The sequence below is a fragment of the Actinosynnema sp. NPDC053489 genome, from assembly GCF_044544865.1.
GTDB lineage: Bacteria > Actinomycetota > Actinomycetes > Mycobacteriales > Pseudonocardiaceae > Actinosynnema.
This window is the reverse complement of sequence record NZ_JBITXT010000019.1, coordinates 109,959-135,294: the sequence shown is the minus strand read 5'-3', so window position 1 is coordinate 135,294 and position 25,336 is coordinate 109,959. Positions and strand designations below refer to the sequence as shown.

The 25,336-nt window shown below is 71.7% G+C and carries 21 protein-coding genes; 4 read left to right on the top strand and 17 right to left on the bottom strand.

The genetic code is table 11. The features are described from left to right. The first annotated feature begins 241 nt into the window (after positions 1–241). Positions 242–397 (top strand): hypothetical protein, encoded by a 156-nt coding sequence (locus tag ACIGNX_RS31965; protein WP_396544791.1) that lies wholly within the window; start codon positions 242–244, stop codon positions 395–397. Here the strand turns inward: ACIGNX_RS31965 and ACIGNX_RS31960 are convergent. Both ACIGNX_RS31960 and ACIGNX_RS31955 read right to left on the bottom strand, forming a co-directional pair. Then, entirely contained in the window at positions 388–750 is a 363-nt protein-coding gene (locus tag ACIGNX_RS31960; protein ID WP_396544789.1) for a nucleotide pyrophosphohydrolase, read from the bottom strand. The two genes, ACIGNX_RS31965 and ACIGNX_RS31960, sit on opposite strands and share 10 nt — an antisense overlap. Next, positions 747–1,673: an AraC family transcriptional regulator gene (locus ACIGNX_RS31955; RefSeq protein WP_396544787.1), complete on the bottom strand. Its 927-nt coding sequence runs from the start codon at positions 1,671–1,673 to the stop codon at positions 747–749. The genes ACIGNX_RS31960 and ACIGNX_RS31955 overlap by 4 nt, the downstream gene beginning before the upstream one ends. Before the next feature lie 71 nt (positions 1,674–1,744). Between ACIGNX_RS31955 and ACIGNX_RS31950 the strand changes: the two genes are divergently transcribed. Further along, the gene (locus ACIGNX_RS31950; RefSeq protein WP_396544785.1) at positions 1,745–2,545 is read left to right on the top strand and encodes an SDR family NAD(P)-dependent oxidoreductase; all 801 of its coding nucleotides are present in this window, start codon (positions 1,745–1,747) and stop codon (positions 2,543–2,545) included. Here the strand turns inward: ACIGNX_RS31950 and ACIGNX_RS31945 are convergent. From ACIGNX_RS31945 to ACIGNX_RS31925, 5 genes are all read right to left on the bottom strand, one after another. Continuing rightward, positions 2,512–3,168: a class I SAM-dependent methyltransferase gene (locus tag ACIGNX_RS31945; protein ID WP_396544783.1), complete on the bottom strand. Its 657-nt coding sequence runs from the start codon at positions 3,166–3,168 to the stop codon at positions 2,512–2,514. The two genes, ACIGNX_RS31950 and ACIGNX_RS31945, sit on opposite strands and share 34 nt — an antisense overlap. Positions 3,169–3,171: 3 nt before the next feature. Continuing rightward, positions 3,172–4,197 carry a helix-turn-helix domain-containing protein gene (locus ACIGNX_RS31940; RefSeq protein ID WP_396544781.1) on the bottom strand — a complete coding sequence of 342 codons (1,026 nt, stop codon included), beginning with the start codon at positions 4,195–4,197 and terminating at the stop codon, positions 3,172–3,174. Between the two features lie 23 nt (positions 4,198–4,220). After that, positions 4,221–4,856 (bottom strand): hypothetical protein, encoded by a 636-nt coding sequence (locus ACIGNX_RS31935; protein WP_396544779.1) that lies wholly within the window; start codon positions 4,854–4,856, stop codon positions 4,221–4,223. 40 nt (positions 4,857–4,896) lie between these two features. Further along, positions 4,897–5,298: an OsmC family protein gene (locus ACIGNX_RS31930; protein WP_396544777.1), complete on the bottom strand. Its 402-nt coding sequence runs from the start codon at positions 5,296–5,298 to the stop codon at positions 4,897–4,899. A 134-nt stretch (positions 5,299–5,432) separates the two neighbouring features. After that, positions 5,433–6,698, bottom strand: a complete 1,266-nt coding sequence (locus tag ACIGNX_RS31925) for an NAD(P)/FAD-dependent oxidoreductase (protein ID WP_396544775.1) — start codon at positions 6,696–6,698, stop codon at positions 5,433–5,435. A 178-nt stretch (positions 6,699–6,876) separates the two neighbouring features. On the opposite strand from ACIGNX_RS31925, the gene ACIGNX_RS31920 reads away from it, so the two are divergent. After that, positions 6,877–8,025, top strand: a complete 1,149-nt coding sequence (locus ACIGNX_RS31920) for a PP2C family protein-serine/threonine phosphatase (protein WP_396544773.1) — start codon at positions 6,877–6,879, stop codon at positions 8,023–8,025. Positions 8,026–8,106: 81 nt separating this feature from the next. On the opposite strand, the gene ACIGNX_RS31915 is transcribed toward ACIGNX_RS31920, so the two are convergent. Together ACIGNX_RS31915 and ACIGNX_RS31910 are read right to left on the bottom strand one after the other, a co-directional pair. Further along, the gene (locus ACIGNX_RS31915) at positions 8,107–8,472 is read right to left on the bottom strand and encodes a peptidase inhibitor family I36 protein (RefSeq protein ID WP_396544771.1); all 366 of its coding nucleotides are present in this window, start codon (positions 8,470–8,472) and stop codon (positions 8,107–8,109) included. A gap of 66 nt (positions 8,473–8,538) precedes the next feature. Further along, positions 8,539–9,387, bottom strand: a complete 849-nt coding sequence (locus tag ACIGNX_RS31910; protein WP_396544770.1) for a DUF72 domain-containing protein — start codon at positions 9,385–9,387, stop codon at positions 8,539–8,541. Between the two features lie 77 nt (positions 9,388–9,464). On the opposite strand from ACIGNX_RS31910, the gene ACIGNX_RS31905 reads away from it, so the two are divergent. Continuing rightward, positions 9,465–10,202 (top strand): arylamine N-acetyltransferase, encoded by a 738-nt coding sequence (locus ACIGNX_RS31905; protein WP_396544768.1) that lies wholly within the window; start codon positions 9,465–9,467, stop codon positions 10,200–10,202. Here the strand turns inward: ACIGNX_RS31905 and ACIGNX_RS31900 are convergent. The 8 genes from ACIGNX_RS31900 to ACIGNX_RS31865 form a co-directional block, all read right to left on the bottom strand. After that, the gene (locus tag ACIGNX_RS31900) at positions 10,195–10,941 is read right to left on the bottom strand and encodes a DUF72 domain-containing protein (protein ID WP_396544766.1); all 747 of its coding nucleotides are present in this window, start codon (positions 10,939–10,941) and stop codon (positions 10,195–10,197) included. The two genes, ACIGNX_RS31905 and ACIGNX_RS31900, sit on opposite strands and share 8 nt — an antisense overlap. 25 nt (positions 10,942–10,966) lie before the next feature. Continuing rightward, on the bottom strand, positions 10,967–11,419 hold the full coding sequence (locus ACIGNX_RS31895; RefSeq protein WP_396544764.1) for a hypothetical protein: 453 nt from the start codon (positions 11,417–11,419) through the stop codon (positions 10,967–10,969). Between the two features lie 191 nt (positions 11,420–11,610). Then, on the bottom strand, positions 11,611–13,497 hold the full coding sequence (locus ACIGNX_RS31890) for a DNA/RNA helicase domain-containing protein (RefSeq protein ID WP_396544763.1): 1,887 nt from the start codon (positions 13,495–13,497) through the stop codon (positions 11,611–11,613). Positions 13,498–13,888: 391 nt separating this feature from the next. Then, positions 13,889–15,154, bottom strand: coding sequence for a DNA sulfur modification protein DndB (locus ACIGNX_RS31885; RefSeq protein ID WP_396544762.1), 1,266 nt, complete (start codon positions 15,152–15,154; stop codon positions 13,889–13,891). Between the two features lie 249 nt (positions 15,155–15,403). Next, positions 15,404–17,515, bottom strand: a complete 2,112-nt coding sequence (locus ACIGNX_RS31880; RefSeq protein WP_396544760.1) for a DEAD/DEAH box helicase — start codon at positions 17,513–17,515, stop codon at positions 15,404–15,406. After that, positions 17,512–18,837 carry a BREX system ATP-binding protein BrxD gene (brxD, locus tag ACIGNX_RS31875; RefSeq protein ID WP_396544758.1) on the bottom strand — a complete coding sequence of 442 codons (1,326 nt, stop codon included), beginning with the start codon at positions 18,835–18,837 and terminating at the stop codon, positions 17,512–17,514. The genes ACIGNX_RS31880 and brxD overlap by 4 nt, the downstream gene beginning before the upstream one ends. Continuing rightward, entirely contained in the window at positions 18,834–21,494 is a 2,661-nt protein-coding gene (gene pglZ / locus ACIGNX_RS31870; RefSeq protein WP_396544756.1) for a BREX-2 system phosphatase PglZ, read from the bottom strand. The genes brxD and pglZ overlap by 4 nt, the downstream gene beginning before the upstream one ends. Continuing rightward, complete coding sequence (locus ACIGNX_RS31865; protein ID WP_396544754.1) at positions 21,494–25,336, bottom strand: PglY protein; 3,843 nt, start codon at positions 25,334–25,336, stop codon at positions 21,494–21,496. The genes pglZ and ACIGNX_RS31865 overlap by 1 nt, the downstream gene beginning before the upstream one ends.

The window sequence follows — 25,336 nt, the reverse complement described above, 5'->3', positions numbered from 1 at the left end:
CTGCACTTGTGAGGGTGTGGGAGAGTAGGACGCCGCCGAACAATTTTTCGCCTTCAGGGGCATCCGGTTCACCGGGTGCCCCTGAAGGCTTTTTGGCGTTCGGAACGCACTCTGGTCGCACGTTTCCACGTCACGGCGAACCATTACGTTCCGGCGGGCGTCACCGCTGTTCGGGCGACGCACCGGGCGCGACCGGGTGATGCGCAGATGACCAACGTCGCCCGTCCATACCGTAGCCGGCATGAGGAGCCGGAGACGGATCAGGAGAATCCGACGAACGGGCAGGCACTCCCGCGCCCGCCCGACCTCGTCGGAGGAAACACCGGTGTGGGCCTCGGTGGTCCTCGCCGCGGTGCTCCTGATCAGCTTGGTCCTGCTGTTGCTGACCTACGTCTGAGCGGGCCGGTCGGGCGCCTGCTCCACGGGCTTCAGGTCGCCGGTCGGGAACCGGCTCTCATTGCGCTCGATCTTGGCGAACGCGGCCTCGATCAGGTCCACGTCGAGCTTGTCCGCGAGCCGCACGAGGTAGTGCAGGACGTCGGCCAGCTCGTCCCGCACGTTCCACGCCAGCTCCGGGTCGTCCATCGCGTGCGCCGCCTCCTCGGGCGTGAGCCACTGGAACAGGTCGGTCAGCTCGCCGACCTCCCCGGACAACGCCATCACCAGGTTCTTCGGCGTGTGGTAGGTGTCCCAGTCCCGCGCGGCGGCGAACCGGCGCAGCGCGTCCCGCAGGTCGTTCAAGGTCGTCATGCCTGCACAGCTACCACACGGTGGTCGCTGGGCCGCACGCCCCGCACCCGCTTGAACGCCGTGCTGAACGCGAACCCGTCGGCGTAGCCGACCGCCCGCGCCACGGAGCCGACCGTGGCCTCCGGTCGGCGCAGCAGGTCCGCGGCGACGTCCATGCGCCACTCGGTCAGGTACGTCAGCGGCGGCACGCCGACCAGCGCGGTGAACCGCCGCGCCAACGCCGCCCGCGACACCCCGGCACGCGCGGCCAGGTCCGCGACCGTCCAGGCCCGCTGCGGTTCGTCGTGCATGGCCCGCAACGCCGGGCCGACCACCTCGTCACCCAGGGCGCGGTACCAGCCGGGCGTGTTCGCCCCGGGCCGGTCGAACCACTCCCGCAGCGCGTACACCAGCAGGAGGTCCAGCAGCCGGTCGAGGATCACGTCCTGGCCCGCCTGGTCCTTCGCCACCTCGACGGCCAGCACGTCCATCGTCGGGCAGCGCTCGTCGTCGCACGTCACCGCGAGCACCGGCGGCAGGGAGTCGAGCAGCCGCCGCGCCAAGCCGTCGTCCACGTCGTACGCGCCGGTGATCACGAGCGTGTCCCCGTCGGGTGCCGTCCCGTACGTCCGCGTCCCCACGCGCCACCGCTCGCACTCCGCGTCCGGTTCGCCCACCTCGACCTGCGGCGGCGTGGCCGGGTCGTCGGCCAGCACGAACCGCAGCGGCCCGCGGACCAGGCCGAGGTCACCCGTCCGCAGGAGCACCCGCGTGCCGTCCTCGGCGAGCAGCCACGCCTCCCCGCGCGGGACGGTGACGAGCGTGAACGGTGCCGTCGTCGTGAACGCCAGGGCCCACGGCGGCGAGGCGAACGAGCGGCACACGTCCGCGCGCCGGGCGCGCACACCGCGCAACAGGTCGGTCAGAGCGGTCGGATCACCCACGTAGACGATTGAACATGCATCGGGGACGGTGGGCCATGTCCCGGCCGGCACGACCTTGGTTGCCTGGGGGCATGACAATCCTGGTCCTCGGCGGCACCGGCAAGACCGGTCGCCGCGTCGCGTCCGCCCTCGACGCCCTCGGCGTCGCCAACCGCCCGGTATCCCGCCACACCGACCCCCGCTTCGACTGGTCCGACCGCTCCACCTGGGCGGCGGCCCTCGACGGCGTCACGGCCGTGTACCTCGTGGCGGTGTCGATGGACCTCGACGACTCCGGCGTCGCCGCGTTCGTGCCCCGGGCGGTGGAGGCGGGGGCCCGTCGGGTCGTGCTGCTGTCGGCGCGGGGCATCCCGCCCGAGGACGGCCGGGAGCGCGCCGTGCGGGCGTCCGGGGTGGACTGGACGATCCTGCGGCCCACGTGGTTCGCGCAGAACTTCAGCGAGGACTACTTCCTGCCGGAGATCCTCGCCGGCGAGGTCGTCCTGCCCGCCGGCGGGGACGGCGGCCACCCGTTCATCGACGCGCGGGACATCGCCGACGTCGCGGTGGCGGCGTTGACGCAGGACGGGCACGCGGGCGCCGGCTACGACCTGTCCGGGCCGGAGGCGGTGTCGTTCCGGGACGCCGTGGCGCGGATCGCCGACGTGTCGGGCCGTTCGATTCGCGTCACGGAGGTGCCGCCGGCCGAGTACACCGACGCGCTGGTGCGGTCGGGGTTCGCCCCGGCGTACGCGGAGGTCCTGACGGGCTCGTTGGCCGCCATCCGCGACGGCCGCGACGCCGCCCTGTCCGACGGCGTGCCGTCCGTGCTGGGCCGTGAGGCGAGGCGGTTCGAGGACTACGTCGAGGAAACCGCGGCCGCCTGGTCCTGACCCTTCCGGGCGAGCACCAGCAGGTGCTCCTCGTCGGGCTGGCCCTCGCGGTCGGGGGAGAAGACGGTGCTGCGGGTGTCCAGCACCTCCAGCCCGGCCGCCTCCACCCGGCTGATCAGGTCGGGCGCGGCGAAGCTGGTCAGCCGCACGGTGTGGCCGAGGAACGGCACGTCGAGCCCTTCGACGTCCATCGGCACGGTGACCAGGGCGAACACCCCGCCCGGCTTGAGCCACCGGGCGATCCGGCCGAGCACGGCCACGACCTCGTCCCGGGTCATCTGCAGGAAGGGGAAGAACGCGCACACCGCGTCCCAGCTCGCGTCGGGCGACTCCCACTCGCGGATGTCGGCGTGCTCGAAGCGGGCCCGCGGCACCTGGCGGCGGGCGATGTCGACCATGGCGGCCGACACGTCGACCCCGAGCACGTCGTGCCCGGCCGCCGCGAGGTCCTCCGCCGCGGGCCTGCCCGTGCCGCTGCCGATGTCGAGCACCCTGGCGTTGGCCGGCAGGCGGTCGAGCAGCAGCCGCACCGCCTCGTCCACGGCCGGCGGGCGCCCGAACGCGTCCTCGTAGCCGTGGCCGACGGCGTCGAACAGTTCGGCGGCGGTGAGCGGCTGGTCCACGGGTTACCTCCGGACGAGGGTGAGGTCGGGTCGGGCGGTGGGGCGGCCGGGGTCGCCGACGCCGGGCAGGGCGGTGAGCACCAGGCCGAACACCAGCCCGTTCAGCTCCTCCACGTCGAGCAGCAGTTCCCGGGCGATGCCGTGGGGTGTCGTACCCTGCGCGCGCAGGGCCCGGAACACCTTGGTGAGCAGCTGGGACGACTCGCGGTGGACCAGCCCCGTCGCCGCCCGCCGGGTCAGGTGGGCGCACACGGTCGCGTGCTGGGCGCGCGTGAGCAGGTCCAGCTCGCGCAGCCGGTGCGCCAGGGCGAGCGGCGACACGTGCCAGGTGGTGGCGTGCGCGGCGACCTGCTCGGTCAGCGGCCCGCGCGGCACCGCCGCCAGCAGCCCCGCGCGGGGCAGCAGGAACGCCGTGGCGAACGCTTGCGCGTCCGCGACTCCGGTCAGCCGCCCCAGCTCGCGGGCCGCGTCGGAGCGGGCCTGGTCGGGTGACGCCGTCGGGTCGAGGAAGACGTACGGGGTGCCGGCGTGGCGGTACGAGAACGGGCCCGCGGCGGCGCAGTCCGGCGGCAGGGAGAACACCCGGACGCCGTGCGCCTCCAGCAGGTGGACCAGGTTCGGCGCGGGCCGGTGCGGCATGCCCCAGCGGGCGCGCAACACCTCGGCGGCGGTCTCCGGGTCCGGGTGCTCCCACGTCGGCACGTCCGGCTCGGGGAAGGTGAACGCGCGCGTCAGCCAGCCGTCGAAGCCGAGGGCCAGCCGGGCCGCGCCGACCGCCGCGTCCCGGTGCCGCTTGGCCGCGGGCCTGGTGAACGCCACCTCGACCTCGGGCACCGCCTCGGCTTCCAGGAAACCCGGCGGAAAGCCGAGGGCCTCGGTGAGCCGGGCGGTCGTGGCCGGGCGTGGTTGGCGGCGGCCGTGCTCGTAGTCGCCGATGCTGGCCGGGCTCGTGCCGGCCTTGCGCGCCAGCTCCACCGCGGTGAGGCCGCGACGGGTGCGGGCGAGCGCGAGGCGGGATGGCGTGAGCATGATCGCGCCATTCTCGCACCCGCCTACCGGCGCGGCGTGACGGTGACGTCGACGGCGTCGGGGCCCTGCGTGCCGCGCGGTGCGGGCAGCGGGCCGAACACCAGCGGCGGCAACGTGATCCGGCGCGCCCACCGGTCCACCACCTGGCCCTGCGGCGTGGGCTCCGGCTGCGCGACCTCGCGGAGCACGACCAGCCGCTCGCCCTCCTGCCGGGGGTAGGTGACCAGGAACCACAGCTTCCACTCGTGCGCGTGCAGCGAGTCGAAGAGGGTGAACTGGTCCCGGTCGTTGCCGCGCATCATCGCCGCGATGGCGGGACCCTTGGCGTAGTCGCTGCGCAGCGGCGCGCCGGGCGTGCCGGTGTGGCGGTTGCCCTGCAGCGTGCCCAGCACGACCGGTCTGCCGGGGTGCTGGACCAGGCCCGCGTTCCACTTGTCGACCCTCGTCCAGCCCTCGGCCACGAGGACCTCGCGGAGCCTGCCGACGCGGTGGATCCAGTCGAGCAGCCCCGCGCCGTTGGTGGGACCGAGGGGCGGCGCGGACGCCCGCGCGTCGACACCGGCCCAGATCGCCTCGTCCAGGTGGTCGATGCGCAGGCCCAGCTCCGCGAGCCGGGCGTGGTGCTCCGCGGTGAGCTCGGTGGCGTTCGACATCCTCATGCCCGGCACGGTAGCGCCGACCACCGACAATCCCGGTGGCTCAGGACGCGGTCACCTGCGACTCGTCGACCATCGGGCAGTGCGCGGCGGCCAGTCCGACGAGCCGTTCCCGCGCCCCGGGGTCCGCGCCGGGCAGGTCCACGCGCAGCGCCGCGTCGAGGTGGTACGCGCCGCCGTCGTCCGTCCGCAACGTGACCTCGGCGCGGACCGAGGCGTCCGCGGTGTCCACGCCGGCCGACGAGGACACCAGGACGAGGCTCTGGTGCAGGCAGGTGGCCAGGGCGGCGGCGTACAGCCGTTCCGGGTTCCAGCCGCCGTCGGGACCGCCCAGTTCGCCGGGCGAGTGGACGGCGAGCCGGTCCGGAGTGGCTCCTTCGACGCTCACGGCGTCGTCCCGCGACACCGCCCGCGCGGTGTAGAGGCCGGTGTCCGAGGCCGCCATGCGGCACCTCCGTCGAGTGGTCGAGTGTGCTCGTCCGCTCGACGGCATACCCGGTGGCCCACCGGTCAACCGCGGCCGCGCGAGGGGCACCCGACCGGGGCGCGTCGGCTTCGGGGCCGGCGTCGGCACCCGGGTCAACCCCGACCGGCGGAGCCCCGCAGGTCCCGCCGGACCGCGTCCGCCGCGCGTCGCCCGGACACCAGCGCCCCCTGGATGGAGCCGGTGTCCCGGTGGTCGCCGCACACGTACCTCCCGCCGCCGAACCGGACCGGTCGGCGCAACGGCCGGCCCGGCCCGAGCGCGGGCAGCGCGTGGGGGATCTCGTACCGCGCCACGACGTCCCACCTCCGGGTGTCCCGCCCGTACATCTCGGCGAGCCGCTGTCGCACGCGGGCCTCGTCGTCGGAGCCGACCCGGCCGGGCACCGACGCCGACACCAGGGCCCTGCCGGCCGGCGCGCGGCGCTCGGCGACCGCGCTGATCACCGCGGTGTTCAGGAGCAGGCCGGAGCCGCCGTCCAGCAGCAGCACCGGTTCGCCGTCGCCGGGCGCGGTGGCGAAGTACCACGTCGTGACGCCGTGCCAGACCGGTTCCGGCACCTCGGGGACCAGCCGCTGGGCGGTCGTGCCGTCGGTGGCGACCACGACCGCCCGCGCCCGGATCGCCGTGCCGTCGGCCAGGTCCACGCCCGTGCCCCGCACCCGGTCGACCGCGCAGCGCGTGCGGATCGCGCCCGACGGCAGCGCCCGCGCCAACTGCCGGGGCAGCTCGCGCATCCCCGCGTCGGGCACCGCGCCGCCGCCGCGCAGGAAGCAGCGCCAGATCAGGTGGAACAGCCGGGCGGAGTCGGTGAGGGCCGGGTCGAGGAACACCCCGGCCAGGAACGGGCCGAGCACCTCCCGCACCGTGCGCTCCGAGACGCCCCAGTGGGACAGCTCCGCGCGGATCGACCGGTCCGGCGACTGCCGCCGCAGCACGGCGTCCGGCGCCAGGAGGTCCCGCGCGGACAGGGCGCCCAGCGCGGCCACGTCGCGGGGCCGCCCGAGGGCGAACCGGGCCGCGTCGGCCGCGATGGAGGCCGCGGCGGACGGTCGTCGCCACGGCGGCACGAGGTGGTAGCGGCCGGAGTCGGCCACCGCGACCGCGCCGCGCAGGAACGGCCGCAGCTCCAGGGCGGGCAGGTCGAACAGCCGCCGGACCTCCGGGTAGGCGGGCAGCAGCACCTGGAACCCGCGGTCCAGCAGGAACCCGTCGACCTCGTCGGTGCGCACCCGGCCGCCGACGTCGTCGCCCGCCTCGCATACCACGACCGCCAGCCCCGCGCGGTGCAGCCGGACGGCGGCGGCGAGCCCGGCGAGCCCGGCACCCACCACCACGACGTCCGCATCCGGTTCCGGCACGCCGCCACCCCCTGTCCTCCCCCGGCAGTCAACATCAGGTGCGGCGGGTCGGCATGATGACCACCGGCGACCCGGACCTCGCGCGAGGCGACGGCGGCGGTCATCCTGGTACACGTCGCGGGACACCCCGTGGCGGCAAGATCGGAACCGACTACGACGAGAGGACCTGTCGGCCCAGGTGGAGGACACTGCGGACGACCTGTACGACAACGCGCCCTGCGGCTACCTGTCGACCTCACTCGACGGGCGGATCACGCGGGTGAACGAGACGCTGCTGCGGTGGCTCGGCTACGAGCGCGAGCAGCTGGTGGGTCGGCTGCGGTTCGCGGACCTGCTCAGCGTCGGCGGCAAGCTGTACCACGAGACTCACTTCGCGCCGTTGCTGCGGATGCAGGGCGTGATCGGCGGGGTGGCGCTGGAGATGGTCTCGGCGTCCGGCTCGCGGCTGCCGGTGCTGGTGAACTCGACGGTCAAGAGCGGCGAGGACGGCGCGCCGGTGCTGATCCGGACCACGGTGTTCGACGCGAGCGACCGCCGTGCCTACGAGCAGGAGCTGCTGCGGGCCCGCCAGGCGGCGGAGCGGGAGCGCGACGAGATCCGCCGGCTGGCGATCACGCTCCAGCGCACCCTGCTGCCGCCGGTGCTGCCCGCCGTGCCGGGGGTGGAGACGGCCTCGCACTACCACCACGCCTCGCCGTTCGAGGTGGGCGGCGACTTCTACGACCTGTTCCCGCTGGCGGACGGCCGGTGGGGGCTGTTCCTGGGCGACGTGTGCGGCAAGGGTGCGAGCGCGGCGGCGGTGACGTCGTTGACGCGGTACACGCTGCGTTCGGCGGCGGTGTACGACCCGGACCCGGCCACCGTGCTGACCAACCTGAACACGGTGCTGAACCAGGAGGTGGGGACGCGGTTCTGCACGGTGGCGTTCGGCGTGGTGTCGGTGGGGGAGGGCACGTGCACGATCACCCTGGCCGCGGGCGGCCACCCGCCGGGCCTGCTGCTGCGCGCCGACGGCACCGCCTCGTACGTCGACCTGCCGGGCGGGCAGCTGATCGGCATCCTCCCGGACGCCCACATCGCCACCGCGACGGTGCGCCTGGGGCCGGGCGACACGTTCGTGCTGTACACCGACGGCCTGATCGAAGCCCGGACCGGCCCGGACACCCGGTACAGCGAGGAGGACCTGCTGGCCTTCGCCGCGACCGTCGGGCCGACCACGGCGTCCGGGGCGGTGGACGCGCTGATCGGCCTGCTGGACCGGCTGGGCCCAGGCGTCGAGGACGACACCGCCGTGCTGGCGATCGGCGTGCCGGTGCTCGGCGGGTGAGCGGCCGTCGACCGGCGCGGCACGCGATGCCGGAGGAGGCACGAGGTGCCGCCGCGGTGGCGGTCAGGGCTCCCAGACCTGTCAGGGTTCCCAGACCTGGATGGCCCGCACGACGAACGGCGCGTCCGGCACGTAGGTGCCCTTGCCCGGGTAGGTGGTGAACTCCGCCTCGGTCGAGCAGGTCGCGCCCTGGTAGACCGACACGTCCCGGTTCAGGCGGTTGGCGAAGGACCGCGCCACGAAACCGCCCGGCAGCGGGATGCACTCGCGCGGGTTCGCGGTCTCCAGGTCCAGCCGGTGCGCGTCGCCGGTGTAGTCCGCGCCCGACCAGACGCAGAACTCGCCGCGGTCGCACGAGGGGCCCTCCTCGCGCGCCACCGCGGTGCCACCGGACGCCAGGGCTCCGGTGGTCAGGGCCAGCGCCGTCACGAGGGTGCGGGTCGTCATCCGGGTCACCTCCACCGCGCAAGGATGCTGGGATCGGCGGCGGAGCGGGCGCGGGACGGCCGTCGTTCACCTCATCGTGTGTGCCGCCTGGGGTTTCGGCAGCGAAAGGCGCGCGGCGAGGCGGAGGGCGTCGTGGGGGGCGACGGCGTCCGTGTCGTTGTCGAAGTACACGTAGACGTCGTGGTCCGCGGCCCACTCCTCGATCTTGGCCGACCACCGGTCCAGCTCGTCGTCGGTGTAGCTGCCGACGTACAGGGACTGGCTGCCGTGCAGCCGCACGTACGCGAAGTCGGCGGTGACGCCTTCGAGGTAGGGGAACCGGCCCGCGGAGTGCGAGACGACGAGCGCGATGCCGTGCGCGCGGAGCAGGTCCTGGAACTCCGGCACCAGGAACGTCGGGTGCCGCACCTCCAGCGCGTGCCGCAGCGGCCGGTCGGCGTCGGTGGTCGGCCACGCGCGCTCGGGGGGCAGCCGCTCGTCGTGCCGCTCGGCGAGCCGGGCGGCGTCCCCGGTGGTGCGGGGGAGCAGGTCGAAGAACGTGGTCAGCCGGTCGGGGTCGAACGCCGTCTTCGGTGGCAGCTGCCACAGCACCGGCCCGAGCTTCGGCCCGAGCGCGAGCACGCCGGAGGCGAAGAAGTTGGCCAGCGGCACCTCGACGTCCCGCAGCTGCTTGAGGTGCGTGATGAACCGGCCGCCCTTGACCGCGAACAGGAAGTCGTCGGGTGTCTGCCGCGCCCACGCCTGGTAGCTCGACGGGCGTTGCAGCGAGTAGAACGAGCCGTTCAGCTCGACCGACGTGAGCAGGCCGGAGATGTGCTCCAGCTCCCGCCGCTGCACCAGCCCCTTCGGGTAGAACGCGCCGCGCCACGTCGGGTACACCCAACCCGACGTGCCGACCCGGACCTCACCCGTCACGCCACCGGGGTACCCGGATGATCTCCGGCGTACCCCGCTGTTGACCTCCACCCCGGTCGAACGTGCATGGTGGTGCCGTGGACGACCGAACGCTCGACGCCTACCTGGCCAGGATCGGCGCGACCCGCCGGAGCACGCTCGCCGAGTTGCAGCAGCGGCACCTGGCCACCGTGCCCTTCGAGAACTTGAGCATCCACCTCGGCGAGCCGATCGAGCTCGACGCGGACCTGCTGGTCGACAAGATCGTCACCAGGCGCCGGGGCGGGTTCTGCTACGAGCTCAACGGCGCGTTCGCGGCGCTGCTGGGGGCGTTGGGCCACGAGGTCCGACTCCTGTCCGGGAAGGTCTTCAAGGACGGCGGGTACGGGCCGCCGTTCGACCACCTGGCGCTGCGCGTCGGCGACCTGCTGGTCGACGTGGGGTTCGGGCGGTTCAGCCTGCGCCCGCTCGACCTGACCAGCCGGGACGCGCAGCACGACCCCGCCGGCGTGTTCCGGGTGGTCGACGCGCCCCACGGCGACGTGGACGTGCTGCTCGACGGCCGGCCGCAGTACCGGCTCGAACCGCGCCCGCGGGAGCTGGAGGAGTTCCGCGCCACGTGCTGGTACCAGCAGACGTGGCCGGGGTCGGCGTTCCGGCGCGGCACGACGTGCTCGCTGCCCACGCCGACCGGGCGGATCACCATCGCCGGGAACGAGCTGATCACCACCGACGGTGCCGACAGGGTGGTGGAGCGGCTGGACGACGACGAGCTGCTCGACGCCTACGCGAAGCACTTCGGCATCGTGCTGGACCGCGTGCCGCGGCTCAGCTGAGGCGCTCGGCCAGGGCCAGGGCGTCGAACGGCGCGGCGCCGCCCATCGTGTTGTCGAAGTAGACGTAGACGTCCCGTTCGGTCGCCCACTCCCGGACCCGCGACGCCCAGCGGTCCAGCGCCGCGTCGGAGTACGCGCTGACGTACAGCTCTTCGTCGCCGTGCAGCCGCACGTAGGTGAAGTCGGCGGTCAGCTCCCGCAATTCGGGGAAACGGCCCGCGGATTCGGCGACGACCAGCGCGACGTTGTGCCGTGCCAACGCCTCGACCAGTTCCGGCGTGTCCCAGGTGGGGTGGCGGACTTCGAGCGCGTGCCGCACCGGCGGGCCGGGCAGCAGCTCCAGGAACGCGGCCAGCCGTTCGGGTCGCCACGGCAGCATCGGCGGGAGCTGCCACAGCACCGGCCCGAGCTTCGGCCCGAGGTCGAGCACCCCGGAGTCGAAGAACTCCGCCACGTCCTCGCGGACGTCCCGCAACCGCTTGTCGTGGGTGATCGCGCGGTGGCCCTTGACGGCGAAGACGAAGTCCTCGGGGGTGCGTTCGAACCACGACTTGTAGTCCGTCGGCTTGCGCAGCCCGTAGAACGAGCCGTTGATCTCGACCGTGTCGAGCCGCCGCGACAGGAACTGCAATTCCAACCGCTGTTGCAACCCGCGCGGGTAGAAGTCGCCGCGCCACTCGGGGTAGCGCCAGCCGGAGGTGCCGATTCGAATCCTACCCACGGTGACGGTGTTGCCCATCGGCGTGACCACCCAAACGTCCGGCCTAGAAGCCTGCTCCGTCCAGCGCCCCGCTGACCACCCGATCGACGCGCACCTGTTGCGGATCCCGGGCCAACGCCTCCGTGCACGGGCACCCGGCCAGGTCGCTGCCGCACAGGTACACGCCGAGCACGCGCAGGCTGCGCGCCGTCTGCCGCAACCGCGCCGCGCCGCGCAACCCGACCTGCCCGTACACCGCCTTGGCCAACTGGTAGGGCACCCCCGGGCCGAGGTCGACGCACGCCTGGCTGTCCAACTCCTCCGCCACGTGCGCGATGGGCCGACACCCGTACGACCGCGCCGACCGCACGAGCCGCTGGTCCAAGCGGGCCACGAGCCGCTTGGCCACCTCGTCGCGCCAGCCGCGGTCCGCGCGGAGGTAGGCCACCAGCTCCTCGACGCGGACCGGGTCGGGCCGGGGACGGCGGGCGCGCGCCCTTCGTCTCTGCGAAGTCATGACACTCAAGGTCGGGTGTCGCAAAACTCTGCGACCCACCCTCACCCGGCTGCGCACGGACAGCACTCGCGCGTACCAATACCTCGGTTACCGAAAGACACGACCGACCCGTCCCCACCGCCCCAGACCCGACCGGTCGTGTCCGGCGGCGGACGGCGAATTCCGGTCCGCCCCGGCCGTACGCAGGTCGCTCAGCTCGCCATCTTCTCCAGGTACTCCTGCGTCTCCGGGTCGGTCGAGCAGACGCACACCCCGCGCATCCCTCGGGTGAGCAGCACCCGGTAGGTGTTCCTGATCAGCTCGTGGAAGTTCGCGCCCCGGGCCTTCTTCACCGCCGGGTCGCGGGAGTGCTCGGGTCGGGCGACCCACCGCCCGTCGCGGCGCACGAAGTCGGGGCCGAAGACCACACCCGCCCAGTCGTACTCGAAGCCCTGGGCCGTGTACACGCAGCCGACCTGGCCGAAGCCGCGCTCGTCGCTCGCCCAGTAGTGCGACTCGGGGGCGTCGGGTACCCGCTTGCCCGGCTTCGCGTTCCAGGGACGCTGCCAGTCGCCGATCCGCACGTCCGGCACGAGCACCTTCGTCCCGTTCACGGTGACCGGGTCGCTCCACTGCCAGCAGTAGCCGGCCGCGAGGCGAGCCGTGCCGCCGAACCTCGCCCGCTGCGCCAGCAGCCACTCCTCGACCTCGGCCGGCGTCCGCGCGGCGTGCACGACGAAGTCCTCGTCGTCCCGGGTCACGAGGTCCGACCAGGCCGTCGCGCGACGTCGACCGAGGTCGAGCAGCCCCGCGCTCCACGCGTCGAAGAACTCCGACCCGCCGCACCGGTATTGGCCGGCCAGGTGCACGACCTCCACCTCGCAGCCCAGCGCGCGGGCGGCGGCCTCGATCTGCTGCCGGGAGCCCATCTCACCCGGGCGCACGATCTGGTGCTCGTCCAGCAGGAACACCGGCACCCAGGCCGCGTCGACCAGCTCGGCGACCTGCCGCCGCGCCCGCTGCCGGGCTTCGGCCCTGGTGTACCGGTTGACGCTGGTCTCCCGGAGCCGGTGCGCCTCGTCGCAGATCAACACGTCCAGGCCGCGCGGCTCGGCGTCCATGAAGCTGTTGAAGTACTTGAACATGTTCTGCACCCGCGGCGCACGCCTGCCTGCCAGCTTGCGCAGGGTGTTCGTGAAGGCGCTGGACCCGGTGGCGTGGTAGACGCGGCGACCCAGGCGGGCCAGTTCGCCGAGCAGGCTCAGCGCGATGACGCTCTTGCCCGACCCCGGACCGCCGAGCACGATCACCACGGTCTGGGTGCGGTTGGTCCGCGCGCGTTCGACCGCCTGCATGACCTTGCTGTAGGCGACCTGCTGCTCGTCGAGCAGCACGAACTGCTCGCGCTCCTGGATCTCGCGCGCCGCCAGGTCGAGCAGCGGCTTCGAGGGCGCGTGCCTGGCGTTCAGCAGGTCCTCGGCGGCACGCCCGGCCGCCTGCCTGGTCGCCGGATCGGGGTCGAGCAGCGCTTTCAGCCGGTCCGCCATCCGGGACCGGGTGTCCATCGTGTACAGGTGGCCGTAGTCGTCCATGCCGTACTGGGTCAGCCGCCAGACGCCTGACTCCAACGCGTTGTGCAGGTACGCGAGCCCGTGCACCGCGCCGGGCTGCTCCGCCAGCGAGGGCGTCGCGTCGACGAGGTACTCGCAGTACCGGCGCACCTGCTCCACGGGGTGCAGGACCGGCTCCGGGTAGTAAGGCACCTGTACGAGGTCGTCGCCCACGGGCTCGGCCCTCGACCACTGCTTCAGCTCGACCAGCACGTAGGACGGCGTGCCGCGCCGCGGGTGCGTCCCGCACAGGATCACGTCGACCCGCTTGGGGTTGTGGGGCAGCTTGTGCTCCAACAGCACCTCGACGTGACCGAGACCGGCCTCGACCACGTCGGTGAGGAACGCGGGCAGGCTGTTCTGCCACGACCGCACCTCGGCCGCGCCCACCCCCGTCTCGAACTGGATCCGGGCCTGCTCCTCCAGCACGGTGTGCAGCCGATCGGACATGTCGAGCAGGGTCTGAGCGCTGCGGCGCACGAGAGCCACCGGTTGATCCCCCACCTGGGCACGCGGAACACACGTGCGGGTGGGGGCAGCGACGAGCGTGCGCTCGGTGCCCGGCGGGCCGCGTGACGAAGGCTAGCGTGCCTGTGGTGCGCGGTTGCTGCCGCCGGCAGCGGAGGCGTGGTGCTAACGCCGGGGACGGGCCCGATGTCGAGGCGACCGGGGTGCATGACCGGCACCGCGACGGGTGCGAACGACCCGTGGCCGGTGCCGGTCGCCCGCATCATCCGGTCATCGATCCAGCTCGTCGTGGTTCTCGTGGCAGCCACCGGTGTGGCGGGACCTTCGGGAGATGCCTACCTCGACCTGCCGTTGCTCTCGCCGAGCGCTTCTCCCGATTCTGGGCGCATCGGTGAATCATGGCTTCGGATCATCAGAGTGCGGCCGGTGCTTTCTTGTACCAACCGACGATGACGTCCACGAGGTGGATGATGTTCTGCGTTCGCATGATCGGCGCGGCCGCGTTGGGCTCGAAGTCGACCTCGGCGGAGGTGCTGCGCCAGATGCTGGTCTCGGCAACCGGTGCGGCCATGTGCCGGTCGAGACGCCTGAAGAACTCGGTGATGTCGTTCAACTCGACCGGGTTGTCCCCCGAACGCAGCACGTGGAAAACACCGCCCAACACGCGCAACATGCCCACCGATCCCAGGAGCGACGTACGCCGCAGCTCCTGGGACAGGGTCGGCTCACCGATTTTGCGGCTGGTCTCGGGGTCTTCCTCGGTGATGGCGGCGAGGGCGCCGAACGCATGCGAGATGGCGTCGAGGAAGTCCTTGACCTGCTCGATCACCTCGCCGTCCGTCAGCGTCTGCTCGGCCTTCTTGGTGACTCGGCCGCCAGGCCCCGCGATTACCGCGCGAGTGATGTCCGCGACGTGCTTGGCACCGAGGAGGTGCGGGTTCTTCGCCGTCATGCGGTCCTGCTCGGCGTCCACCCGCCCCTTGAGCAACGGGTGGTCGATGACATCGGAGAGCGTGCGGTTGGCGACCTTGTAGTTGTCGAACCGAGCCCGAACGGCGCTGCTGATCCCCTTGGCGTTGTCGGCGACGTCGACAAACATCTGCTGTGCCTTGATGGGGTCGGGTTCGACGTAGATGTCGAGACCAACGTACTCGTTCTTCAACCGGTTCATCTGGCTGATCAGCTTCTCGCGGTCGGCCTGCAGCTTGGCGGCCTTGTCGGTGCTGACCTTGCGTGCCATCTCTCGGTCCACGGCGGTGATGGCATCGGTGATGCGCTGTTTCTCGATGGCCACGCCGAGGACGCGGTGCTGGCCGTCGATCGTCCGGAGGGAGGAGATGCCTCCGATTGCCCACGGCACCGTGAGGTAGCCCACGGCGCCGTGCTCGTCGACCTTCTCGAAGAGGCAGCCGCCGCTGTCGCGCGCCAGCAGAGCCGGTGCGACCCAGTCCTGCTTGTTGTCCAGGTACTGGCCGAACTGCTTGGCGTGCAGTCGGTCCACCTTGCGGTTGTCCTTGTCGACGTTGTTCGGATCGGGCACCGGCAGGATCGTGGGCAGGTCGAGGAGCGGAACTCTGGTCGTGTAGACGGCGCGTCCGCCCTGCAGGGTTTTGATGGCCAGGTAGGTGCTCGAGTCTTGTGGCTTGGACAAGCGCAGTGGATCGATGGAGATACTCAATGTGAGTCCTTGTCGGATATGCTGGCACCCATCCGACGTGCTTTATCGAGATCGATCCCGTGAAACCTTCGTGCGACAAACTCGACGATTCGTCACTTTCCGGTTCGAGGCACGTCGGATGGTCCTGTCGTCAGGGCGGCAGGTCGGTGATGTGGGCAATGTCCAGTTCGGCGTGATTCGTTGTGAGGCATATAGAACATGGACGTCTCACCGTTACACCGGACCCGCGGGGAACCGGTATGCGATACTTCAGCCGGCAATACTGAAACGACTCGCTTCGCCCAGCACCGCCACCGCACCGTCCAGATCGGCCATGCGCGCGGCCAGCGTCGCCGTGGCCAGGGTGTGAGGAAGCGCCTCGCTGAACTTCAATCCCTGCAGCGCCCGCTCGTCGACCTCCGGCAGGCACAAGCGCTCAGCCGCGTCGGCCAGTGCCGCCCGCCACATGCCCACGGTGACGTCGGTGCGAAGCCGGATGGACGCGTCGTCCACGCGCTGCTTGGCATCGGTCAGTTCGGACAGCGTCGAGGCGAGGGTGGTGTTCGCTCGGTATCCGGCCCACGTCCACCAGCGCACGTCCATGCCGTCACGGGCCACGACCGTTCCACCCGGATGCACGGCACTGCTCAGGTCGTCGCGTTCCTCGGCCAACGCGCGTTGGGCCCGCTGGGTCATCTTCACGGGCGGATCGCTGCCCAGCAGCACGTCTCGGACCGCGCGACTCAGCTGCAGCGAGGCACCGCCCAACCCAGGGTTGTGCCAACGGGCTTTACCGCCCCCGGTCGCCTCTTCGACGAAGCAGCGACGGCGTTTCCAGTCGATCCAACCGACCTTCCAACTCCGTCCACCGAGGAGTAGCAGCCTGGGCCCTTCCACCTTCTCGGTCAGCAAAGCCGGATCGGTGCGCCCGATCTCGCGGCGGCCGTGCAGGACGGTGAACTGAGGGGGTGCGGTGAACACCGCCGTCATGTCCATGAAGTGCCTGCGCCCGAAGCGTTGTTCCGCCGCCGGACCGATGAACAGCATGTCGCCGTCGCGGTCGAGGAAGCCGTTGTCGACCAGGTACCGCAGTACCGGCTCGGCGCTGCGGTCGAACGGCGCCAGGCCGTTCCAGCCCTCCACCCACAAGCGGTCTCCGACGCGGTTCTCCTGCAATGCCAGCGCGAGCAGTTGCTGGGCGACGATGTGCCGCGGCTGTGGGGGCGCGGTGACCGGCTCGACGAAGCCCCTGCTCCACAGCAGGAGCAGCCCGGCCGCCCAGGGCACCTGGTCGCGCCCGATGACCAGGAACAGGCAGTTGCGCACCGACCCGGCCCGTCGACCTGTGCGCCCGAGGCGTTGCAGGAACGATGCCACCGAACCGGGGGCGTTGATCTGGATCACCCGGTCCAGGTCGCCCACGTCGATCCCCAGCTCCAACGTGCTGGTGGAGACGATCACGCAGTCGCGGGCTTCGGCGAACGCCGACTCGGCTCGACGCCGCTCGTCAACGGACAGGGACGCGTGGGACAGGAACGTGGTGACGCCTCGGCTGCGCAGCGCCTCGCCCAGCTCTTCCACCAGCTGTCGCGAGTCGCAGAACACCAGCCGTTTCTCGCCCTGGTGGAGGGAGGAGATCACGGTGGCCGCGTTGGACACGGAGCCCACGTAATCCAGCTCGATCTCGCCGTCCGCGGTGGGGTTCACCGCCGTGGCGGTGACACCCGGCGCGATCACCCGAGCAGGGTGCGTCCCCCTGTCGGAACCCTGCAACCAGGTCAGCAGGTCCTGCGGGTTGCCCACCGTCGCGGAAAGGCCCACCCGCTGGATCCGCCGCCCGACCACACGCGTCAAGCGCTCCAAGACGGCCAGCAGGTGCCAGCCGCGGTCGTCTCCGGCGAACGCGTGCACCTCGTCCACCACCACCGTGCGGAGACCGGCGAAGAACCTGCCGTGGTCCACCTTGACGCTGACGAGCATCGCCTCCAGGGACTCCGGCGTCGTCAACAGGATGTCGGGCGGGTCGCGGAGGATCTTCTGCCTGGTGGACTGCGTCGTGTCGCCGTGCCACAGGCCGACTCGCCGGCCCAGCCACGCGGCATAACCTTCCAGCCGCGGGTGGAGGTTGTTCAGCAGGGCTTTGAGCGGACACACGTAGATGACTGACAGACCGGTCCACCGGTGCTGCTCCATCGCGCTGAGCAGCGGGAAGCAGGCGGCCTCCGTCTTGCCCCCGGCAGTGGGCGCCAGCAGCACGGCGTCGTCGCCCTCCACCAGCGGCCCCACCGCCTCGGCTTGCAACGGCCGCAACGAACTCCACCCGAGCGTGTTCACGATGTGGTGCACCAGCGCGGGGTGCAAACCGTCGAGGCCGGTGGTCACGGCAGGTCCAGCTCGACGTCGTCGGCGGAACGTGCCGCCGCGTTCCGCTCCACCTCTGTCAGCTCGGACTGCGTGAGCGTGAGGGCGTAGTGCCTGCGCGGGTCGAAGTCGTCGTGCTCGTCCACGCGGTCCAGCACGTCGGCGACCAGCTTGCGCAGGAAGATCCGCGGCGCCACGCCGACCTGACCACCGAGACCGCCCGTGACGGCATCGGCGAGCTGGGTGACGTACGCGTCATCCACCACCGACGACACGCGGTCGGGGTGGCGCGCGACGCCCGCGTACAGGTCACGTACAGCCCGACCCAGCTCACCCAGCTTGACCAGGTCGAACCCCGGCAGCCGAAGCTGCACGGCCCGTGGGGAGTCGAACTTCGGGTCGGTGGTGAAGTCGGTGGCCAGCCGCTGCGCCAGCGGCGGGAGCCGCTGCACGCCCTGCTGCCCGTCGAAGAACGCGGGGGTCCCCGTGATCACCAGGAACAGGCCGGGGAAGCGGCCTGCGTCGATCTCGTCCAGCAGTTGCCGAAGTGCGTTGAGCCCTTTCTCCCGGACGTCGCCGCGTACCCGTTGCAGGGTCTCGATCTCGTCCAGCACCAGCAGCAGCCCAGGGTGCCCGCTGTCCCGCAGCACGGTCAGCAGTCCCTGGAGGAAACCCAGTGCGGCGAAGTGGTCGAGGTCCCCGCGCACGTTCGCCGCGCGCCGCGCCGACGCCGCGACGGACTTCTGCCCACCCAACCAGGCCAGCAGCGCTTCCGCCGTGGCGGCGTCTCCGGCGACGCGCGCCTGCCGATAGCCGCGCAGGGCCGCGGAGAACGCGGGTGTCGTCCGTGCCACCTCGGCGAGGCGCTGCTCCAACAAGACGTCCACCGCGTCCGACAGCGCTCGCTCGTCGTCCTCGGCGACCTCACCGCCGTCGAGGACCTCCTCTTCCAGCGTGTAGAACCACGAGTCGACCACCGGTCCCAGGGCGCTCGGCCGGTGCGTCGCGGTGCTGAGCCGTTCGGTCAGCCGCCGGTACACCGTCTCCAGCCGGTGCAGCGGCGTCTCCGTCTCCGAGATCTGCACTTCGGTGGCTGCCAACCCGGCGCGCTTCGCGCGTTCGGCCAGCCAGCGTGCGAAGAACGTCTTGCCGGATCCGTACTCACCGCGCACCGCATGGAACGCCGCCCCGCCCTTGGCCATGGTGGCGATGTTCTCGTCCATCGCCACCGTGAACCGGTCGAGGCCCACGGCGAACAGGTCCAGCCCCGCCTGGGGCACGGTGCCGCGTCGTAGAGCGGCGATCACCTCGCGCCGGCGAGCTTCGCTGACGGGAGGCGTCATGGCTTCCCCACCCCGAACTGCTCACGCAGCAGGTCGATGTCCAGCTTCAACGTCCGTCCACCGTCGATCGGGGTCAGCACCGGGTAGCCCTCGACGTTGAGCAGGCGTTGCAGGATGCTCACCAAGAACTCGGGGCTGCGACCGGCCCGCCCGGCGGCGGCTGCGACGGCGACGACCGATCGGGTGCCGCCACCTTCGACCAGCACGTCGATCACCGCTGCCATCTGCGGCTTCTGGATGCCCTTGGGCACGAACTCCTTTTGCGCGTCGTAGACCTTCGTGTCGACGACCCGGGCACCCAGCGACGTGCTGGGTGCGGCGAACAGCGGTTCGGACGTCGGTGCGGCCGGAGCCTTGGGTGCCTTCCGACGCGGCTGCGGGGCAGGTACCACCACCTCGGTGCGACGGCCCCACCACTGCGGCGTGACGTCTTCCGGCGACAGCATCCGCCATCCCGAAGGCAGTGCCTGATCCGCGGCGGGCAGCAGCACCAGCACCGGGACGGTCATCTCGGCCAGGGCCGCTCCGCCGTGGTACCCGGCTCGGCGTTGCAGGTAGCGGATGTCCTCCCGCCACGGGACGACCACACGCCCGCCACCCGCCAGCACGCGCGGCCCGGCCAGCTCCACCTCGCCGTCTTCCACTGTTCCGAGCCTCCAGCGCACCGACTCGACACCGGCCGCGCTGGTCGGGGTGCGGCCATCGGTGGACCGGTCGAGCACGTGCCCGTGATCGGATACGAGGACCACCGGCCGCCCGTAGGCCCGCGCGGCGTCGAGGAGTTCCCGGAGGTAGGTCACGTCCTCCACGCGCCAGCCGGTGCGGTTGCCCTCACGGCCGTGGTCGAGCGCGTCGTCGATGGTGTTGAGCACGACTGCGACCACGTCGTTCCCGGCCAGTGCCGTCACCAGCGGTTCCGACAGCCGCTGACCGGCGTGCCCGCCGATCTCGCTCTTGTGGAACAGCGCCGCCTGACGGTGACGCCGACGCCAGAACGCGGCGAACCCGTCCCGCTCGACACCCTGCGCACCCGCCGTGGGCGATCCCGTGAGGAGGGCGGCCCGGCTGACAGTGGTCACGGACGGGATCGCCGCGACCGCCCCGAGGCGCCCGCCGGGTTCCAGCGACGCCTCGTGCCAGCCCCGCTCGGCGAGCTGCTCACCGAGTTCGACCGCGACCGCGCTGCTCATCCCGTCCAGCACGAGCACCAGCGGCGCGTGCTCCTTGGCCAGCGGCGCGACGACACGCTCCAGCACATCCTCGACCAACAAGCACCCGGCCGGGTTGAGCGTGGACGCAGTCGTGGTCCAAGCCGCCAGGCGCCGTGCGAACGCCTCGTCCAGCCGGTCACGCCGTTCCCGGACCGCGTCGTGGACCTTCCGGTACGCCTGCCCCAGCACGGGGTCGTGGACCTCGTCACCGGCCCACAACACGGCGAGCGCGCGGTCCACCCAGCCCCACTCGCCGAGGTGGGCGCGGATCGCGCCGGCGACGGACTCGACCTGCGGCTCGGGCTGCCCGAGCCAGCGCACCAGCCGCACGGCCATCGACGCGGTGGCCGTCTGCGCGGGGAACAGCTCCGCCAGCGCGTGCGCCTCCACGTCCCGCAGCGCCTTCTCGACGGCATCGTCGCGGTGTCGGGACAAGGCGGTTCCCAACGTCCGCAAGCGTGAGCGGAAGCCACTGCGCAGGTAGCGGTTCCCGGCGAGCGCCGCGGTCAGGTCCGCGGACTCGGCCAGCTCGTCGGCCCGCGTCACGACGTCCAGCACCCGCCGACGCGCGGCTTCACCACCGGCGTGGACCTCGGTGAGCCAGCGGTCCAGCGTGCCCGCGACCGCGTCGACGAACGCGGGCAGTTGGTTGCCCTTCGGCCGCACTCCCAGCAGCCCGCCGAACGCCACGGCGATCTCACCGGCCACACCCTTGCCGGTGGCGACCGAGCCGAGGATCCCCAACGCCATCGCGTCGTCCGCGCGTCCCGCCGAGGCGAGGTCCATCAGCACCGCGGCGGCGTCGCCGACGTTCTCCTCCAGCCAGGACACCAGACCCTTGCGCTCCGCCTCCGGCAACGTGGCGAACCCGGCGGCAGCGGGCGTGCGGGACCAGGCGAGCAGAGCGGCGGCGTCGATGCCACCTTCGGTCAGCTCGGCACCGCCCAGCCGTGAGCCGATCAGCGCCCGCACGGCAGCGTCCCTGGTCAGCACCGTCCCCGAGCGACGCCAACCGCCGGTGGGCTCGGCTTCGAGCAACGCGTCCACCAGCCACGGCTCGCGGCGGATGCGCGGGTCCACGTCCTTCGCGCCGAACCGCTGCTTGATGATCTCCGCCCGGTCCACCGTCTGCGTGGCCTTGCCGACGGCGTGGGCACGCAGGTCCCAGCCGAGCTGCCGGTCGTCCACCACGGTGGTTACCACCAGCACGTCCTCACCGCCGGTCGACTGGTGGGCCTGCCACGCTTCCACGATGCCGAGCACCGACGGCTGGTCGGTGACGGTGATCCGCCTGGGCTTGCCGCCAATGGTCATCTTGAACTCGGTCGGCGACGGCCCGTCGAAGCGGCCGTGCACGAGCAGCAGCCGCCGGCCGCGCGGATCGGGGAGGTGGGCCTCCAGCAGCGTCTCCACGATCCGCCGGTTCACCTGAGGGGCAACGGCCATCAGGACCCGCTCTCCGGTTCGACCACGCGCAGCGTGATCTCGATCTCCGCGCCGGGGTGCTGCCGGGCGTAGTCGGCGACCTCGCGCCGCATCTCCTCGACCAGCCTGCCCAGCTCGGCCTCCACCGCGGTGGGCGCGACCCGGCGGGTGGCACGCGACGCGCGCGGGCCGGGCGGGGGAGTGGGAGGCACGGGTTCGGACACGACCGGCCCGGACCCACTGGTGCCGCCGGAGCCAGACACAGGCGGGCTGCCGGTGTTCGTGAGGCTGATGCCGCCAGCACCACCGGTCGGTGGCGTCGGGTTCGGAGCCGGTGGGATGGGAGGCGGCGTGGGCGTGTTTTGCGCCGCCTTCTTCATCACCGCGACGGCCCGCGACTGGATTGACCCCAGCACCGGGACCAGGTCCCGGACGAGCTGGTCGGCCTCGGTGGCCTGCCGCACGTCCTCCATCAGGCGCGACGCCATTTCGCCCGCGCTGTCGGGGCGTCCGGCGAACTCGCGTGCGGAGGCCAGCAACGACCAGTCCACACCGTCCAACGCGGCCAAGACCTGCGGTGCGGAGGTGAGGGCGCGGCTCATCACCTCGTTGGTCGCCTGGTAGCTCACACCTGCCAGGGCGCGCACGAACCTCGTCGGCTCCTGCTCCCCGGACAGGACGGCCAGCACATCTGCCGCGTCTCGTGCCGTTCTCGCACGTCCCCGCGTGGGATCGACGCTCAGTTCCGCCGCGTACGTCTGCAGCGACTTGTGCACGCCACCGACCGCAGGCTCCAGCGCGACGACCTTCTCCCGCACCTCACCCGCCAGCTTGGCCACGTTGCGGGCGAACCGCGCGTCCGGCACGTGCACGCCGAACAGCGCGCCCGCTTTCTCCCTCGCCGCCGCGAACTCGTCGGGTGTCGGCAACTCCTGCGCCCGCAGGCTGAAGCCGGGGCCGATGCGATCGAAGTCCGGCGGGTCGGTCGGGCCGCCGTTGTAGAGCCAGGCGCGGTCGGACAGCAACGCGTAGGTGGCGATGATCAGGTTTGCTACCGGCTTGTCCAGTCCCGTCCAACCCATCGCGGCGATCCAGGACCGGATCTTCTCCACGTCGAAGTCACCGGTCACACCCTCGCGGGCGGCGTGCTGCTCGATCCGCTTGCGCCACTCCGTGGACAGGTTCAGCGGTCCGTCGCTGACCTCGCCCAGCTCCAGCGGGTGCGCGATCTTCCGGACCAGTGCCAGGTCCTTGCGGTCCACCACGACACGCTGGTTGCCGCTCTCCTGTGCCTCGGTGACCCACTTCAGCACGGTCCGCAGCTCGCCCGTGGTCACCGGCTTGCGGCTGCGGGTCACGTCGAAGTCCGGGTGCTTCGGGTACAGCACGTCGAACGCGCTGTCGGCCAGCGCCAGCAGGTTGTACTCGAAGGCCGCGCCGCCGTGCAGGCGCGGCTTGTGCGACGGCAGCAGGGACAGCACGTGCCCGTCTTCGCCGACTTCCGCGCCGATGGTGCCCTCGTCACCGCCGGAGATGCCGTAGAGCTGCTGCAGCGCTGCCCTGAGCTGTGTGGTCAGGTTGTCCTTCTGCGCCTGCAGCTGGTGCCGCACGCGAATCCGGTCGTCGGTGGACAGGTTCGCCGCGTGGTCGTCCAGGCGGTCCCGCTCCAGCAGATAGTTGATCTTCAGTAAACGGCCGAGCTGCCCGGACTTCTGGCTGGACAGAAAGTGCGGCAACCACACCACGGTGGCCGCTTCCGCGCCCTCGCGCTTGAGCTTCTGCACCCGCCGCGCGTCGTCCACCGGCGGTGCGCCAGCCGCGTCGAACGGGTAGTCGAGCACGAACCGCACCCGGCCGTCGACGCTCGGCGTGAACTGCACGTCCGGCAGATCGGAGGGGTCACGCACGTTGCCGAACACGAACTCGGCGATCCGCCGCGTGCCCCGCCAGATGACCTCGCGCTCGGAGACGAACTCCTGCGAGTCCTTCACCCCGAGCGCCTGCCACAGCTGGTCCTTGATCCACACTCGTCGGGCGCCGAGGCTGTCCTGCTCGCCGACCTTCTCGAGCAGCGGCTCGATGTCGAGGTCGGACAGGTGCAGGCTGAACACCGGGTCCTCGTCGCCCTCGGAGCGCAGCTCACCGAACTGCGCCTGCAAAGCCCGCAGCCGTTGCACCACCACCGATGCCGGTGTGCCCACCCTGGACCGGATCGACCCGTGGTTCAGCGCGGCCAGCCGTGCGCCGGTCAACCGGGTCAACGCCGGCACGGCGGGCGCGAGCGAGGCCAGCAGCAGCGTCTTGACCAGCCGGTCGTCCTGCACGAACCGGGCGTCGCTCTCGCTGCCGTACTTCTCCAGCAGGTGCGCGCGGACCTTCGAGTGGAAGCGGTGAGCTGCGTCCGCCTCGCGCTTGAGCTTGTCGGTGAACGCCTCGCCGGTGCCATCGGAGAGCACGTCCCACAGGTCGCCGAGCGGGATCAGCTCACCCAGCTTCATGTCCGCGCGGCGGCGGCGCAGCATCTCCTGCAACAGCTTCAGACCCGTGCGCTCCCGCTGCAACGCGCCGGAGAGGGTCACCAGCACGTTGAGCAGCGCGGGGGAGAGCGGGTAGACGTCGCGGAACTCGGCCCACGTCGCACCGGTCACGCCCCCGGAGTCCAGCAGCACGTCCCGCGACAGCGCGTTGGCCGACTCGATCGTCGCGAACGCCTCGTCCAACGCCGTCCGCGCTTGCGGCGATGTCGGCTTGAGGACGCGTTCCTTGATGATCGCCGGGAGGTTGCGGTCCTCCAGTTCGACCACGTCGAACCGGCCCGCGAGGTAGTTGACCTGCGCTTCGAGGTTCTTCATCTCCGCGCCGGTGACGTCCTCGCCGACCAGCTTCGACAGGTCACGCTGGCGGGAGATGAACGACACGATCGGCAGCACCCGGTCCGCGTCACCCGACTCGATCAGCTTGACCAGCTTGCTGACCTGGGTGTTGACGAACCTCTGGTCCTTCATGTTCGCCTGCAACCACAGGATCATCTCGTCCAGGAACAGGATGAGCCCGTCGTAGCCCAGGTCGCGCGCGTGCCGGCTGATCACCGCCAGCCCATTCTCCAGCGGGATGAACGCCTGCTGGTCACCGCTTGCGCCGCGCGTGTAGGAGGACATGGGCCCGGACAGCAGCGCCGACTCCAGCGCGCTGCGCAGCGTGTCGCCCTGCGGCGCGGCGAACGCCTGGTCCAGCTTCGCGGTCGTCCAGCTCGACACCGAGTCGATGGGGTCCAGGTCGTCCTCGTCACCGACCTCCTGCGGCGTGCCGCTCTCCAGCCACTGCGCGAACTTGCCGTCGTCGGCTAGGAACTCCCGCTGCCGCCGTGCGTCGGCCAGCATCGCGTCCGACCGGTACACCGCGGGCGTCGGCTTGTCCGGGTGCAGCTTCCGCGTGGTCGCCACGTATCCGCCGAGGATGGCCGAGTCGATGTCGGCGGCGCCCACCAGGTGGTAGGGCACCATCAGGAACTTCTTGCCGCCCAGCCAGTCGTCGTTCTCGGCGATCACCGGCTGCAGGCCGGTCTTCTGGCGCGCGGACGGCTCGTTGTGGAGCACGGCGTGCAGCACGGTCAGGAAGTGGCTCTTACCGGAGCCGAACGACCCGTGCAGGTAGGCGGCGTGGGAGTTCCCGTCGCGCACCGCGGCCCGCACCACCGAGAGGGCCTTGCGGAACGCCGCCTGGAGCTGGTCGGTCACCACGTACTCGGAGACCCGGGCGTCCGTCTCGGTGAACCCACCGGACAGCTCGACCTTGAAGTCGCCCGCGTGCACCGACTCGGGGATGTGGATGACGTCCCGCAGGTACATCTCTGCCGTGCTCAC

Bases quoted from the DNA above. Each gene is read 5' to 3' on its own strand.
- ACIGNX_RS31935 (WP_396544779.1), bottom strand. From the start codon at position 4,856: ATGAGGATGTCGAACGCCACCGAGCTCACCGCGGAGCACCACGCCCGG.
- ACIGNX_RS31930 (WP_396544777.1), bottom strand. From the start codon at position 5,298: ATGGCGGCCTCGGACACCGGCCTCTACACCGCGCGGGCGGTGTCGCGG.
- ACIGNX_RS31915 (WP_396544771.1), bottom strand. From the start codon at position 8,472: ATGACGACCCGCACCCTCGTGACGGCGCTGGCCCTGACCACCGGAGCC.
- ACIGNX_RS31950 (WP_396544785.1), top strand. From the start codon at position 1,745: ATGACAATCCTGGTCCTCGGCGGCACCGGCAAGACCGGTCGCCGCGTC.
- ACIGNX_RS31895 (WP_396544764.1), bottom strand. From the start codon at position 11,419: ATGACTTCGCAGAGACGAAGGGCGCGCGCCCGCCGTCCCCGGCCCGAC.
- ACIGNX_RS31965 (WP_396544791.1), top strand. From the start codon at position 242: ATGAGGAGCCGGAGACGGATCAGGAGAATCCGACGAACGGGCAGGCAC.
- brxD (WP_396544758.1), bottom strand. From the start codon at position 18,837: ATGACGCCTCCCGTCAGCGAAGCTCGCCGGCGCGAGGTGATCGCCGCT.
- ACIGNX_RS31900 (WP_396544766.1), bottom strand. From the start codon at position 10,941: ATGGGCAACACCGTCACCGTGGGTAGGATTCGAATCGGCACCTCCGGC.
- ACIGNX_RS31940 (WP_396544781.1), bottom strand. From the start codon at position 4,197: ATGCTCACGCCATCCCGCCTCGCGCTCGCCCGCACCCGTCGCGGCCTC.
- pglZ (WP_396544756.1), bottom strand. From the start codon at position 21,494: ATGGCCGTTGCCCCTCAGGTGAACCGGCGGATCGTGGAGACGCTGCTG.
- ACIGNX_RS31960 (WP_396544789.1), bottom strand. From the start codon at position 750: ATGACGACCTTGAACGACCTGCGGGACGCGCTGCGCCGGTTCGCCGCC.